This window comes from Bradyrhizobium sp. MOS001, assembly GCF_004634465.1.
Classification (GTDB): domain Bacteria; phylum Pseudomonadota; class Alphaproteobacteria; order Rhizobiales; family Xanthobacteraceae; genus Bradyrhizobium; species Bradyrhizobium barranii.
Window position 1 is genome coordinate 140,185 of the sequence record NZ_SPVJ01000007.1, and the last position, 13,832, is coordinate 154,016.

Here is a 13,832-nt window from a genome sequence, read left to right on the forward strand (position 1 = left end):
GGCCGCGGCGTACTGGATGCCCCGGTCCCGGCTCCGCCAAGGCTACGCCGGGACCACAAGGGTACTCGGCCGCCGAAGCCTTTTGGCGAAGGCGGCAAGCCGGGGCATGACAGCGTACCTAGCGGCTTCTACCCCTTCTTCCCCACCCGATACCCCGCCGCCGGATGCGGTGCGTCGAGCCGCGCACGGCCGTCGCCGAACAGCTTCTCCCGCAGCGTGCCCTTTGCATATTCCGGCTTGTAGCGGCCGCGCTTGGTCAGCTCCGGCACCAGCATGTCGGCGATATCCTCGAAATCGCCGGGCGAGATCGCAAAGGCGACGTTGAGGCCGTCGACGTCAGTCTTCTCGAACCAATCCTCGATCTTGTCGGCGACGCTCTCGGGCGTGCCGACCACGACCGGGCCGGCGCCACCGATGCCGACATGCTCGATGACGTCGCGGACGGTCCAGACGCGGTCGGGGTCGCCGCGGGTGACGTTATCGAGTGCGCTGCGGCCGGCGTCGTTCTGGACGTGACGCACCTGCTGGTCGAGCTCGTAGCCGGAGAAGTCGATGCCGGTCCATCCCGACATCAGGGCCAGCGCGCCTTCCGGACTGATATGCGACCGGTAGTCGGCATACTTGGCCGCCGCTTCGGCTTCCGTGTTGCCGAGGATGATCGTCATCATGTTGAACATCAGGATCTCCGCCGGATTGCGGCCGAGCGCGGCGGCTTCCTGGCGGATCGCGGAGACGCGCGGCGCAATGATCTTGGCCGACGGTCCTGACATGAACACGCATTCGGCATGCTTCGCCGCGAATTGCCGGCCGCGCGGCGAGGTGCCGGCCTGGTACAGCACGGGCGTCCGCTGCGGCGATGGCTCGCTGAGATGGATGGTGTTGTTGATGCGGTAATTCGCGCTCTCATGATTGATGCGATGAACCTTGCTCGGATCGGTGAAGATGCCGCGCTTGCGGTCGCGCAGCACCGCGTCGTCCTCCCAGCTCCCTTCCCAGAGCTTGTAGACCACCTCCATATATTCGTCGGCGATGTCGTAGCGATCGTCGTGTCCGGTCTGCTTGTCCTTGCCGGCGCCGCGCGCGGCGCTGTCGAGATAGCCGGTGACGACATTCCAGCCGATCCGTCCCTCGGTGAGATGGTCGAGCGTCGACATCCGCCGCGCGAACGGGTAGGGCGGCTCGAAGGACAGGTTGCTGGTGACGCCGAAGCCGAGATTTTTCGTCACCGCCGCCATCGCCGAGAGCAGCAGCAGCGGCTCGTTCGACGGCGTCTGCGCTGCATTGCGCAAGGCCGCGTCAGGGCTGTTGCCATAGACGTCATAGACCCCGAGCACGTCGGCCAGGAACAAACCGTCGAAACGGCCGCGTTCCAGTGTCCTGGCGAGATCGATCCAGTAGGGCAGGCGGTTATATTCGGCGGTGCGATCGCGCGGGTGGGTCCACAGCCCGGGTGATTGATGCGCGACGCAATTCATCGCAAAGGCGTTGAGCCTGATCTGCTTGGCCATGATGATCCCCCGGCGCCCTATACCGAGCGCTCTTCGAATGATAAACGTGCGCCTCAACTTGGCGAAGTTCTTGCATATTCTTGGCCCTTGGCAAGGGCCAAGAATAGAAAGGCTTGCGCTTGGCAAGGCCAAAATCAGCGGCGCTCCCGCTCTTGGCAAGCCAATCTCAAGAGAGCAAGAACGAAATCGCAAGAGAACTACAAGAACTGTCCAAGTCCCCGCCACTTTCGAAGGCCACCCTGTCTCGGGTAGGGTCCTTCGCCTCGAAGTCCGAAAAGCAAATCATGACCAGAGCCGACGCCATCTCCCGCGCCCGTGAGGATTTCAAATCCGGCGCGTTCCTCGCTGAACTCGACCGCCGCGTCGCCTTCAAGACCGAGAGCCAGAATCCGTCGCGCGGCGCCGAACTGCGTTCCTATCTGGAACAGGAGATGATGCCCTCCTTTGCTGCGCTCGACTTTACCAGCCGCATCGTCGAATCCCCGAGCGGCAAGGCGCCGTTCCTGTTCGCCGAGCATCACGAGAGCGCGTCAGCGCCAACCGTGCTGATCTACGGCCATGGTGACGTCGTCGACGGCATGGAGGGGGAGTGGCGCGACGGCCGCGATCCCTGGCGCACGACGGTTGCGGGCACGCGGCTCTATGGCCGTGGCACCGCCGACAACAAGGGCCAGCACAGCATCAACATGGCAGCACTCCGCGCAGTGCGCGAGGCCCGCGGCGGCAAGCTCGGCTTCAACGCAAAATTCATCGTCGAAATGGGCGAGGAAATCGGCTCGCCCGACCTCGGCAAGGTCTGCGACCTCAATCGCGATGCGCTCAAGGCCGATTTGTTCATGGCCTCCGACGGACCGCGCCTGTCGGCCGACCGGCCGACCTTGTTCCTGGGCTGCCGCGGCGGCATCCGCATTCATCTCGACGTCAATCTGCGCGATGGCGGCCATCATTCCGGCAATTGGGGCGGCGTGCTCGCCAACCCCGCGACCATTCTCGTCAACGCGATCTCGACGCTGGTCGACGGCCATGGCCGGCTTCAACTCGACGCGCTGAAGCCGCCGCGGCTCACCAACCAGATCCGCAGCTATCTCGCCGACGTGCAGGTGGTGCCGACCGAGGACGAGCCGGCGCTCGCGGAGAACTGGGGCGAGGAAGGGCTGTCGGCCGCCGAGCGGCTCTATGCCTGGAACACGCTCGAAGTGCTGGCGATGTCGTCCGGAAATATCGAGAAGCCCGCGAATGCCATCCCCGGCCACGCCAATGCCGTGCTGCAACTGCGTTTCGTGGTCGGCACCAAGGTCGACGGCCTGATCGATGCGGTCCGCGCGCATCTGGTGCAAAAGGGCTTTCCGATGGTCGAGGTGCGGGCCGCCCAGAGCTTTGCGGCGTCGCGCACCGATTTCGACAGCCCCTGGATCACGTGGGCGGCGGATTCGGTGAAGGAGACCACCGGCAAGGCGCCGGCCGTTTTGCCGAATTTCGGCGGCTCGCTGCCCAACGACGTGTTTTCCGAGATCCTGGGCCTGCCGACGATCTGGGTCCCGCACTCCTATCCCGGCTGCTCCCAGCATGCGCCCAATGAGCACATCCTGCTGCCATTGACCGAAGAGGCCTTGACGGTGATGGCCGGGCTGTTCTGGGATCTCGGGGAATTGCCCAAGCCACTCGGCTGAGCCATTAACCTGAGCCGCAATCCAGCCGAAAGTCACATTCTAATCCGGCCCAATCTGTGCTTGCATCCGGGCCGCATCATCCTGAAAGGGGAATAAAAAAGTGAGACATTTCCGTAGCATCGGCCTCGCGCTCGCCGCGACCTTCGCCGTCAGCCAGGCCGGGGCCCAGGAGCTGACCGGCACGCTGAAGAACATCAAGGACACCGGCGCCATCACGCTCGGCTTCCGCGATTCCTCGATCCCGTTCTCCTATCTCGACGACAACCAGAAGCCCGTCGGGTTCGCGATGGACATCTGCTACAAGATCGTCGACGCCGTGAAGAAGGAGCTCAAGCTCGACAAGCTCGAGGTCAAGCTCAATCCGGTGACCTCGGCGACCCGTATTCCGCTGATGGCCAACGGCACGATCGACCTCGAATGCGGCTCGACCACCAACAATGCCGACCGCCAGAAGCAGGTGGCCTTCACCAACACGCACTATCTGACTGCCAGCCGCTACGTCTTCAAGAAGTCGAGCGGCCTGAAGTCGATCGACGATCTCAAGGGCAAGACGGTGGTCTCCACCGCCGGCACCACCAACATCAAGCAGCTCACCGAGGCCAATGTCGCGAAGAGCCTGGGTGCCAATATCATCCCGGCCAAAGACCATGCCGAGGCCTTCCTGATGGTCGAGACCGACCGCGCGGTCGCCTTCGTGATGGACGACGTTCTGCTCGCGAGCCTCGTTGCCGGCTCGAAGACGCCGGACGACTATGTCATCTCCAAGGACGCGTTCTCCAAGCCTGAGCCCTACGGCATCATGCTGCGCAAGGACGACGCGCCGTTCAAGAAGGTGGTCGATGCAGCAACCGCTGCGCTCTACACCTCCGGCGAGGGCCTGAAAATCTACGATAAGTGGTTCACGGCCAAGATCCCGCCGAAGGGCCTCAACCTCAACACCCCGATCTCGGCCGAGCTGAAGAACGAGTTCGCGAAACCTTCGGACTCGCCGAACCCGGACGACTATAAGTAAGATATAACCTCGGTCTCCGGATCGGGATCATGTCCGGCCACTCTTGACACCAGAGTGGCCGGACATTTGCATAGGCGCCGGGACATCCATAGCTGGCGCGTTCGCGCGGGGGACACGTGAACTACCACTGGAACTGGGGAATCTTCTTCGAGCCGAACCCGATGGGGACCGGCACCTATCTCGATATGCTGCTGTCGGGACTGGTGTTGACCCTCAAGACGGCGGCGCTCGCCTGGATCATCGCGCTGATCTTCGGCTCGCTCGTCGGCGTCATGCGCACGCTGCCGTCCAAGGGCGCCTACTGGTTCGGCTTCTGCTGGGTCGAGTTCTTCCGCAACATGCCGCTGCTGGTGCAGCTGTTCCTGTGGTTCTTCGTGCTGCCGGAATTGCTGCCGAAGGCCGCCGGCCTCTGGCTGAAGCAGCTGCCGAACGCGCCGTTCTGGACGGCCGCGATCGGCATCGGCTTCTTCATGTCGGCCCGCGTCGCGATACAATTGCAGGCCGGTATCGGCTCGCTGCCGCGCGGCCAAAAAATGGCGGCGACCGCGCTCGGGCTGACCACCATGCAAGGCTATCGCTACGTGCTGCTGCCGATGGCGTTCCGCATCATCCTGCCGCCGCTGACCTCCGAGTTCCTCAACACCATCAAGAACACGGCTGTCGCCATCACGATCGGCCTGATCGAATTGACTGGTCAGGCGCGCTCGATGCAGGAATTCTCGTTCCAGGTGTTCGAGGCTTTCACGGCAGCGACCCTGCTCTATCTCCTTGTCAACGCCATTGTCGTGACGGCGATGCGCTTCCTCGAGCGCTGGGTCGCGATCCCCGGCTACATCACGGGGAAATAGCACCATGTTCAGCAATCTCGATTTCGAGGTCATCCGCCGCTCGCTGCCCTATCTGTTCTACGAGGGCATGACCTTCACGGTGACGCTGACGGCGCTCGCCGCCTTCGGCGGCCTGATCTTCGGCACGGCGATCGCCCTGATGCGGCTGTCCGGCTACAAGACACTCGGGCGCATCGCGGGTGTCTATGTCGACTTCATGCGCTCGCTGCCGCTGGTGCTGGTGATCTTCTGGTTCTATTTCCTGGTGCCCTATATCGGGCAGTGGGTGACCGGCGCCTCGCGTCCGATCAGCGTCGGCGCGTTCGCATCCTCGCTCATCACCTTCATCATGTTCGAGGCGGCGTACTTCTCCGAGATCATGCGCGCCGGGATCCAGTCGATCTCGCGCGGCCAGCCGGCCGCCGCCAACGCGCTCGGCCTGACTTACGCGCAGACCATGCGCTACGTCGTGCTGCCGCAGGCGTTCCGCAACATGCTGCCGGTGTTGCTGACGCAGACCATCGTGCTGTTCCAGGACACCTCGCTGGTCTATGTGCTGTCGATCCCGGACTTCCTCGGCGCGGCCAGCAAGGTCGCGCAGCGCGATGGCCGTCTGGTCGAGATGTATCTGTTTGCCGCCGTCGTCTACTTCACCATTTCCTGCATCGCGTCTTTCGGCGTTCGCCGCCTCCAGTCGCGCATCGCCATCATTCGATAGAGCGCATCGGTCATGATCGAAATCAGCCACGTCAACAAATGGTACACCCCGACCTTCCAGGTGCTGACCGACTGCACCACCAGCGTGACCAAGGGCGAGGTCGTCGTGGTCTGCGGCCCCTCGGGCTCGGGCAAGTCGACGCTGATCAAATGCGTCAATGCGCTGGAGCCGTTCCAGGAGGGCGACATCAGCGTCGACGGCACCAAGGTCAATGACCCCAAGACCAATCTGCCGAAACTGCGTTCGCGCGTCGGCATGGTGTTCCAGCATTTCGAGCTGTTCCCGCATCTGAAGATCATCGACAACCTCTGCCTCGCGCAGCAGAAGGTGCTAGGACGGTCGTCCGACACGGCTGTGGCAAAGGGTATGCAGCTCCTGGACCGCGTCGGCTTGAAGGAGCAGGCGCAGAAATTTCCGGCGCAGCTCTCCGGCGGCCAGCAGCAGCGCGTCGCGATCGCCCGTGCGCTCGCCATGGACCCGATCGTCATGCTGTTCGATGAGCCGACCTCGGCGCTCGACCCCGAGATGGTGAGCGAGGTGCTCGACGTCATGGTCGATCTCGCCCGCGAAGGCATGACCATGATGGTCGTCACCCACGAGATGGGCTTTGCCCGCAAGGTCGCCAACCGCGTCATCTTCATGGACCGCGGCGAGATCGTCGAGGACGCGGCGAAGGAGGACTTCTTCGGCAAGCCGCGCAGCGACCGCGCGCAGAAGTTCCTGTCGAAGATTTTGTCGCATTAACCTCTGCTGTCGTTCCGGGACGCGCCTCTTGGCGCGGGCCCGGAATCCATAACCACCGGCCGGGGTTATGGATTCCGGGCTCGTCGCTTCGCGCCGCCCCGTAATGACGGGTTGAGGGTTTCGTGGCCCCAACAAATCCCGTATACGGGCAGGCAAATCCCCCTTTCCCTCCCCAGGAGACCTGCCTTGGACTCGATCGCCTACGTCAACGGCTCATTCGTCCCGCTCTCGGACGCCAAAATCTCGGTCCTCGATCGCGGCTTCCTGTTCGCCGACGGCATCTACGAGGTCTCGGCGGTGCTCGACGGCAAGCTGGTCGACAACGCTTCGCACCTGACGCGCCTGGAGCGCTCGGTGGGCGAGATCAAGCTGAAGTTGCCGGAGACGGTCGAGCGCATCACCGAGCTCCAGAAGGAGCTGATCGCGCGCAACAAGGTCGAGAACGGCCTCGTCTATCTGCAGGTCACGCGCGGCGCCGACAAGGGCCGCGACTTCGCCTTCCCCAAGGGCGACGTCAAGTCGAGCCTGGTGATGTTCACCTCCGAGAAGGACATCATCAACGCCGCCTCGGCCAAGACCGGCATCAACGTGATCACCGTGCCCGACATCCGGTGGGAGCGGCGCGACATCAAGAGCGTGGCACTGCTCGCGCAGGTTCTGGCGAAGCAGGCTGCGGCCGAAGCCGGTGCCGGCGAGGCCTGGATGCTGGAAGACGGCTACGTCACCGAGGGCGGTTCGTCCTCGGCGTTCATCCTGACCAAGGACGACGTCATCGTGACCCGCAAGAACTCCAACGCGATCCTGCCGGGCTGCACCCGCAAGGCCGTTGTGGCGCTCGCCGAAGAGCGTCAGCTTCGCGTCGAGGAACGTTCCTTCACGGTCGCCGAGGCGCTCGCCGCCAAGGAAGCCTTCGCCACCTCGGCGTCGCTGTTCGTCCAGCCGGTGGTTGCGATCGACGGCAAGAAGGTCGCCGATGGCAAGCCCGGCCCGATGGCCACGCGGCTGCGGGAGATTTATATCGAGTTCGCCAAGGCGACGGCGGTCTGAGCCGCACGCTCAGCTGTCATCGCCCGGCTTGACCGGGCGATCCAGTACGCTGCGGCCTCGCGGTTGAATCAGTACGGCCTCTGGAATACTGGATGCCCCGCCTTCGCGGGGCATGACAGTTGTGCGTGGGGAAACACCACCCCTCACGCCACGGACGCCTTCACCTTCACCGGATGCACCGCGCGGAACGCGATCGCGATTCGGTTCCAGGCATTGATCGCCCCGATCAGCATCGTCAGGTTCACCGTCTCCGCATCGGAGAATTGCGCGCGGACCTGCTCGTAGACGTCGTCCGGCGCGTGGGTCTCGGAGATCAGCGTCACTGATTCCGTCCAGGCGAGCGCGGCCCGCTCGCGATCGGTATAGAGCGGGGATTCGCGCCAGGCGTTGAGCAGATAGATGCGCTGTTCGGTCTCGCCGCGCTTGCGGGCGTCCTCGGTGTGCATGTTGATGCAGAAGGCGCAGCCGTTGATCTGCGACGCCCGGATCTTAACGAGCTCGATCAGCGATTTCTCGAGTCCCGTGGATTGGATCTGCTCCTCCAGCGCCATCAGCGCCTTCATCGTGTCGGGGGCGGCCTGGTAGAAGTTCATGCGGGGCTTCATGGTCGTTCTCCTTTGCTTGAGTTAGTCTCTTGGGTTGATCTCAGTGAGCTCCACCGGTCGAGGTCTGGCCGGGTTTCTTCAGGAAGAATACGGCGATCAGGGCCACGATCAGTGCCATGCCGAGCAGGTAGAAGGTGTCGCTGAAGGCGAAGATGTAAGCCTGCTTCTGCACGGTGTGGCCGATCGCGACATAGGCGCGATGCGCGGCGTCGGCGCGGTCGAGCACGCCGTGATTGATGAAATATTGGGTAAGCTGCTCCAGCCGCGTCCGCGTCGCCTGCTCGAACACCGAGACCGACTGCATCAGCACGTTGGAGTGATATTGCTCGCGCTTGGTCAGCACGGTCTGGAGCAGGGCGATGCCGACGGCGCCGCCGAGATTACGCATCATGTTGAACAGGCCCGAGGCCGAGCCAGCATTCTCCGCTTCGATGCCGGCGGTCGCCACAGCCGACAACGGCGCCATCACGAGCGCTTGGCCGATCGCACGGACGACATTGGGCCACAACAGCTGGTCGGCAGCGTAATCGTTGGTCATATAAATGTTCAGGAAGTTCGAGGCCGCGAACAGGACGAAGCCGACGCCGATGATGATCCGCGCGTCGAACTTCTGCATCAGGCGCGGCACCAGCGGGATCAGCACGAGTTGCGGCAGTCCGGTCCAGGCCAGCACCATGCCGATCTGCTCGGCATTGTAGCCCTGAATGCGCGCCAGATATTGCGGCAGGATGAACACCGAACCGTAGAGCGCGACACCGAGCAGGAAGTTCGCGAGCATGCCGAAGCCGAAATTGCGACGCACCAGCAGGCGCAAGTTGAGCAGCGGCTTCTTCGCCGTGAGCTCGATGATCAGGAAGGCGGTCAGCGCGGTGGCCGCGATGACCGACAGCTTGACGATGAAAGGCGAGCCGAACCAGTCGTCCTTGTTGCCCTCTTCCAGCACGGTCTGAAGCGCCGACAGGCCGATCGCCATGGTGATGATGCCGGCCCAATCGCCCTCGCGCAGCAGCGCAAGCTTCATGGGCTTGGCGTCGAGCGCGTACCAGAGCATGCCGACCATGATCGCGCCGGGCACGAGGTTGACGTAGAAGATGTACTGCCAGCCGAAATTCTCGGTGAGATAGCCGCCGATGGTCGGGCCGATCGCCGGTGCGAACGTCGCCGACAGCGCGAACAGCGCAAGGCCGACGGGCTGCTTGGTGCGCGGCAGCAGCGTGATGATGAGCGTGAAGGCCATCGGGATCAGCACGCCGCCGGTGAAACCTTGCACCGCGCGCAGCACGATCATTTGCGGCAGGTCCTGCGCCAGCGCGCAGGCCGCGGACAGAACCAGGAACAGGACCGCATTGGTGAGCAAATAGATGCGGATCGAGAACACCTGCGCGAGCCAGCCGGAGAGCGGGATCACGACGATCTCGGCGATCAGGTAGGAGGTCGAGATCCAGCCACCGTCGTCGATGCCGGCGCCGATCGCGCCCTGGATGTCGGCGAGCGAAGCGTTGACGATCTGGATATTCAGCACTGCCATGAAGGCGCCGAGAGTCGCGCCGATCACCGCGATCCAGGTTTTTGCGGAAACGGCCGGCGTGGCGGGCGCAGCAGGGGCGGGAATGCTGGCAGTGGAGGCGGCGTCGACGGTCGGTTGGAGCGTGCTCATGGAAGCCTCGTCTCGGTCACGGAGACAGGATGCATTAGGCGGTTGGTTTCGATAATCGAGGAAGTGTGGGAAGGATCGTCCGGCAGGACTTGATAATCTGCCGGTCTTCCCCGCCTCAGCCGCCGTTCGGGCGGGGTGTGTTGTCGGCGAGTCGCTTGGCCGTCTCGCGCTCGGCCAGCACCGTCGCCTTGGTGTCGATGGTCGGCACCGCCGACATGCCGGGCCTGAGCAGGCCGGTCAGGCTGTGGTCATCGAGCACGATCTTCACCGGCACGCGTTGCACGATCTTGGTGAAATTTCCGGTGGCGTTATCGGGCGGCAGCAGCGCGAATTCAAGTCCGCTGGCCGGCGAAAGGCTGTCGACGTGACCGCGAAGCGTGCGATTGCGAAAACTGTCGACCTGCAGCTCGACCGGCTGGCCCGCACGCACATGCGTGAGCTGCGTCTCCTTGAAGTTCGCGACGACATAGACCGCATCGAGCGGCACCACCGCCATCAATTGCGTGCCGGCCTGCACATACTGGCCGACGCGTAATGAGCGTGCGCCGACCGTGCCGTCCACCGGTGCGGTGATCTCGGTGTAGGACAGGTTCAGCTCTGCCTGCAGTGCGACCGCGCGGGCGCGGTCGAGCTGCGCCGTGGCCTGGGCGCGCTGGGTGGTGAGCACATCGACCTTGCGCTGTGCGGCCACCAGGCCCGACTTGGCGTGCTGCAATTGCGCGTTGCTGGCGCGCAGTGCCGCATCGGTCTGCTGCGCACGCTGGATCGTGCCGGAGCCCGACTTCATCAGGTCGTCGTAGCGGGCGCGTTCTTCCTGGGCGAATTTCAGATTGGCGTCGGCCGCGGCCACGTCGGCCGTGCTCTGCTCGATGATCGGCTGCTGCAGCTCGAGCTGGGCGTCGATGTTGCGCACCGAGGCTTCGCCGGCGGCGACGTCGGCGCGGGCCTGGTCGAGCGCGGCTTTGAAGTCGCGGTCGTCGATCTTGGCGAGGAGCTGGCCGGCCCGGACCTTCTCGTTGTCGCCAACCAGCACCTTCGCGATGTAGCCGGAAACCTTGGGTGCGATGATGGTGGAATCCGCCTTCACATAGGCGTCGTCGGTGGATTCGAGGTAGCGGCCGGTGCTCAGGTAGTTGTAGCCGAAGTCGCCGGCCGCGGCGATTCCGAGGGCCAGTGCCAAGCCGATGGCCGCCCGCTTGACCGCCTGCCGGGACGGGCGAAAGCTGAGTTTCTGATTGGTTTCAGTGACATAAGAAGCGCTCGACATGGCATCCTCGGAATTCCCAACCGCCCCGATCCGAACGGTGCGCCGTTGATGCCGGCAAGATGCGCTGTCTTCCCGCTTGTGATAATCCCGGAAGAAATGGAAGCATTATCCACCCATAGCGGATAATCCGGAGCCAGACCGATGGACCGCTTCACCAGTCTCACCGCCTTCGTCCGGGTGGTCGAAAATGGCGGATTTTCCGCCGCCGCCCGCCGGCTCAACATGTCCACGACCATGGTGAGCAACCACGTCCAGGCGCTGGAGGACCGGCTCGGGGTTCGTCTGCTGAACCGCACCACGCGAAAAGTGAGCCTCACCGAAATCGGCAAGGCCTATTACGACCGCTCGACCCAGATCCTCGCCGATCTCGAACAAGCCGATGACATCGCCGGCGCGCTGCAATCGACGCCGCGCGGCACGCTGCGCATTCACACCGCCACCCACATGGTGCCGTTCGTCGCGCCCGTGATGGCCGAATTCCTCGCGACCTATCCGGAGGTCAAGGTCGATCTGCGCATGGGCGAGACCAATGTCGACCTGATCGAGGAGGGCTTTGATCTCGCGCTGCGCATGGTCGCGCCGCCGGACTCCAGCCTGATCGTGCGGAGCCTGGCGACCTGGCGGCACGTGCTGTGCTGCTCGCACGGCTATATCGAGGCGCATGGGCGCGTGCAGACGCTCGAAGAACTCGCCGGGCACAATTGCGTACGCCACATCAACTATCCCTTCGACGAGTGGCGCTTCTTCGATCGCAAGGGCACGCCGGCCTCGGTGCGCGTCTCAGGCAATCTGATCACCAATAGCGGCGAAGCGCTGCGCGAGGCCGCGTTGCAGGGCGCCGGCATCAGTCTTGCGGCCGGCTTTCTGGTGGGTGATGACCTCGATGCGGGCCGGCTGGTGCGCCTCCTGCCGGAGTACCGGCCGGTCGAGATGTCGATGAACGCGGTCTATCCGCATCGGCATCATCTGTCGGCGAAGGTCAGGACCTTCATCGACATGCTCGTCCAGCACAGCGCCGAGCAGCAGAAGCTGATCAATCCGTATGCGTGAGACGTCATCGTTCCTCATCCTGAGGAGCGCGGAACGCGCGTCTCGAAGGATGAGGGCCCCGCTGGTGGCCTCGCCCTTCGAGACGCTTGCTTCGCAAGCTCCTCAGGGTGAGGAGGTGGATATGTGCTTGCCTCAAGTGCGGCGGCGGCAGAACTGTAGGGTGGGCAAAGGCGCGAAGCGCTGTGCCCACCATCTTTTCTAATCGGCACCAATGGTGGGCACGCTTCGCTTTGCCCACCCTACAATAGCGTTAGTGTGGCGCGGGCAGCCGCCCAAACACGCTGTCGAGCGCCATGCCGATCCCAAGCAGGCGGCGATCGCTGCCCGCCGGGCCATCCAGCTCAAGTCCGATCGGCAATTTGCTTGTCGCGCCAAGCGCGATCGGGATCTGGACGCCGGGAATGCCGGCATTGCTGCCGGGATCGGTGTTCTGGATGATCAGGCCGAAATTCTCGAGACTGCTGGCGTCCGGGTTGGAGGCAATTGCAACGCGCGGCGTGGTCGGGAAGGCGACGGCGTCGAGCTTGTTGCTGGCAAACGTATTGCCGTAGAGCGCCTGGAGCGCGGGGCGTGCGGTCTTGATCGCGGCGTCATAGATCGGCCTCGCGTCGAACAGCGCGTTGTCGGGTCCGGGCAGTTTTCGCGGGATCACCATGCCATCATAGATGCCTTTCACGTCGGCGCTGGAGATATTCTCTGCCAGCGCCTCGACGCTGAGGCCGGTCCCGGTGTGCTTGAGATAGGCGACCATGTCGTCATAGGCCTCATACAACGCGACGGGAAAGCTGACCTGGCCGTTGAGCTCGGCGAGCTCAGGCATCTCGATCTCGACGACCGTGACGCCCTGCGCCTTCACTTTTGCGATCGCCGCGTGGAACGCGGCTTCCGTATCGGCGTCGAGATTGGTCAGCATCGATCTTGCGATGCCGATCCGCACCTGCTTCAGATCAGCCGGCGTAACCTCGTCGCCGCCGGCGATCACGCGATCGAGCAGCGCGACATCTGCCATCGTCGCGGCCATAGGCCCCGCGGTGTCGCGGGTGTGCGAGATCGGCGCGATGCCAGCTTGCGGATAGCGCCCGACCGTCGGGCGCAACGCGGCGCATCCGTTCAGCGCGGCGGGGACCCGGACCGATCCGCCGGTGTCGGTGCCGAGCCCGCCCGCGACGATCCGCGCGCCGAGCGCGGCGCCCGTGCCGGACGAGGAGCCGCCGGCGATCAGCGTGCGGTCATAAGCGTTGCGCACGCCGAACTCCGCGCCGGTCTTGAACGCGGTGTTGTAGCCGGAGATGCCGAAGGCGAGCTCGTGCATGCTGGTCTTGCCGATGATGACGGCGCCTGCAGCCCGCAGCTTCGCGACTACGGGCGCATCGGCCTTCGGAACGTAGTCCTTCAGTGCCCGTGTGCCGGCGCTGCAGGGCAGTCCCGCGACCTCGATATTGTCCTTGATCACGATGGGCACGCCGCCGAGCGGTTTTGTCTTGTCGCCCGATGCGTCGAACGCAGCCGCGGCCTTCAGGGCGCCCGCCTCGTCCAGCGTGACGAAGGCATTGAGCTCGGCATGGGCTTTGGCGCGGCTCAGTGCTTCCGTCGTGAGTGCGGTGCTCGTGACTTTCCCGGCGCGCAGGTCGACGACGGCCTGACTCAGGGTCAACTGGTCGAAATCCATGATGCGTCATCCGATTGCAGGGGCGCCAACAGGGTGCCGCCTAAAGTCCGGAGGCTGA

At 64.0% G+C, this 13,832-nt stretch carries 12 protein-coding genes; 7 read left to right on the forward strand and 5 right to left on the reverse strand.

The window, feature by feature from the left end; all coding sequences use genetic code 11:
* Window positions 1-128: 128 nt before the first annotated feature.
* Window positions 129-1,508 carry an LLM class flavin-dependent oxidoreductase gene (locus CT676_RS13290; RefSeq protein ID WP_085403413.1) on the reverse strand — a complete coding sequence of 460 codons (1,380 nt, stop codon included), beginning with the start codon at window positions 1,506-1,508 and terminating at the stop codon, window positions 129-131.
* A gap of 284 nt (window positions 1,509-1,792) precedes the next feature.
* Here CT676_RS13290 and CT676_RS13295 point away from each other — a divergent pair, with 284 nt between their 5' ends.
* The 6 genes from CT676_RS13295 to CT676_RS13320 all read left to right on the forward strand — a co-directional run bounded on the left by CT676_RS13295 (window position 1,793) and on the right by CT676_RS13320 (window position 7,526).
* Window positions 1,793-3,178 carry a M20 family metallopeptidase gene (locus tag CT676_RS13295; protein ID WP_085403412.1) on the forward strand — a complete coding sequence of 462 codons (1,386 nt, stop codon included), beginning with the start codon at window positions 1,793-1,795 and terminating at the stop codon, window positions 3,176-3,178.
* A 100-nt stretch (window positions 3,179-3,278) separates the two neighbouring features.
* Window positions 3,279-4,190, forward strand: coding sequence for an amino acid ABC transporter substrate-binding protein (locus tag CT676_RS13300; protein WP_063985668.1), 912 nt, complete (start codon window positions 3,279-3,281; stop codon window positions 4,188-4,190).
* Between the two features lie 116 nt (window positions 4,191-4,306).
* The gene (locus CT676_RS13305) at window positions 4,307-5,038 is read left to right on the forward strand and encodes an amino acid ABC transporter permease (RefSeq protein ID WP_085403411.1); all 732 of its coding nucleotides are present in this window, start codon (window positions 4,307-4,309) and stop codon (window positions 5,036-5,038) included.
* Between the two features lie 4 nt (window positions 5,039-5,042).
* The gene (locus CT676_RS13310; RefSeq protein ID WP_063985666.1) at window positions 5,043-5,735 is read left to right on the forward strand and encodes an ABC transporter permease subunit; all 693 of its coding nucleotides are present in this window, start codon (window positions 5,043-5,045) and stop codon (window positions 5,733-5,735) included.
* Window positions 5,736-5,747: 12 nt separating this feature from the next.
* Window positions 5,748-6,479, forward strand: a complete 732-nt coding sequence (locus CT676_RS13315; protein ID WP_014491857.1) for an amino acid ABC transporter ATP-binding protein — start codon at window positions 5,748-5,750, stop codon at window positions 6,477-6,479.
* Window positions 6,480-6,665: 186 nt separating this feature from the next.
* Window positions 6,666-7,526, forward strand: a complete 861-nt coding sequence (locus CT676_RS13320; protein ID WP_063985665.1) for a D-amino-acid transaminase — start codon at window positions 6,666-6,668, stop codon at window positions 7,524-7,526.
* A gap of 143 nt (window positions 7,527-7,669) precedes the next feature.
* Here the strand turns inward: CT676_RS13320 and CT676_RS13325 are convergent, their stop codons facing one another.
* The 3 genes from CT676_RS13325 to CT676_RS13335 form a co-directional block, all read right to left on the reverse strand.
* Window positions 7,670-8,131 (reverse strand): carboxymuconolactone decarboxylase family protein, encoded by a 462-nt coding sequence (locus CT676_RS13325; protein ID WP_007615070.1) that lies wholly within the window; start codon window positions 8,129-8,131, stop codon window positions 7,670-7,672.
* Between the two features lie 40 nt (window positions 8,132-8,171).
* Entirely contained in the window at window positions 8,172-9,788 is a 1,617-nt protein-coding gene (locus CT676_RS13330) for an MDR family MFS transporter (protein ID WP_085403410.1), read from the reverse strand.
* 115 nt (window positions 9,789-9,903) lie between these two features.
* The gene (locus CT676_RS13335) at window positions 9,904-11,055 is read right to left on the reverse strand and encodes an HlyD family secretion protein (RefSeq protein WP_085403409.1); all 1,152 of its coding nucleotides are present in this window, start codon (window positions 11,053-11,055) and stop codon (window positions 9,904-9,906) included.
* A 141-nt stretch (window positions 11,056-11,196) separates the two neighbouring features.
* On the opposite strand from CT676_RS13335, the gene CT676_RS13340 reads away from it, so the two are divergent.
* A complete protein-coding gene (locus CT676_RS13340; protein WP_085403408.1) occupies window positions 11,197-12,105 on the forward strand; it encodes a LysR family transcriptional regulator in 909 nt (302 codons plus the stop codon).
* A gap of 250 nt (window positions 12,106-12,355) precedes the next feature.
* Here CT676_RS13340 and iaaH read toward each other — a convergent pair whose 3' ends face one another.
* Complete coding sequence (gene iaaH, locus CT676_RS13345; protein WP_085403407.1) at window positions 12,356-13,774, reverse strand: indoleacetamide hydrolase; 1,419 nt, start codon at window positions 13,772-13,774, stop codon at window positions 12,356-12,358.
* Window positions 13,775-13,832: the final 58 nt, after the last annotated feature.

Bases quoted from the DNA above. Each gene is read 5' to 3' on its own strand.
- CT676_RS13330 (WP_085403410.1), bottom strand. From the start codon at position 9,788: ATGAGCACGCTCCAACCGACCGTCGACGCCGCCTCCACTGCCAGCATT.
- CT676_RS13335 (WP_085403409.1), bottom strand. From the start codon at position 11,055: ATGTCGAGCGCTTCTTATGTCACTGAAACCAATCAGAAACTCAGCTTT.
- CT676_RS13315 (WP_014491857.1), top strand. From the start codon at position 5,748: ATGATCGAAATCAGCCACGTCAACAAATGGTACACCCCGACCTTCCAG.
- CT676_RS13295 (WP_085403412.1), top strand. From the start codon at position 1,793: ATGACCAGAGCCGACGCCATCTCCCGCGCCCGTGAGGATTTCAAATCC.
- iaaH (WP_085403407.1), bottom strand. From the start codon at position 13,774: ATGGATTTCGACCAGTTGACCCTGAGTCAGGCCGTCGTCGACCTGCGC.
- CT676_RS13310 (WP_063985666.1), top strand. From the start codon at position 5,043: ATGTTCAGCAATCTCGATTTCGAGGTCATCCGCCGCTCGCTGCCCTAT.
- CT676_RS13290 (WP_085403413.1), bottom strand. From the start codon at position 1,508: ATGGCCAAGCAGATCAGGCTCAACGCCTTTGCGATGAATTGCGTCGCG.
- CT676_RS13340 (WP_085403408.1), top strand. From the start codon at position 11,197: ATGGACCGCTTCACCAGTCTCACCGCCTTCGTCCGGGTGGTCGAAAAT.
- CT676_RS13325 (WP_007615070.1), bottom strand. From the start codon at position 8,131: ATGAAGCCCCGCATGAACTTCTACCAGGCCGCCCCCGACACGATGAAG.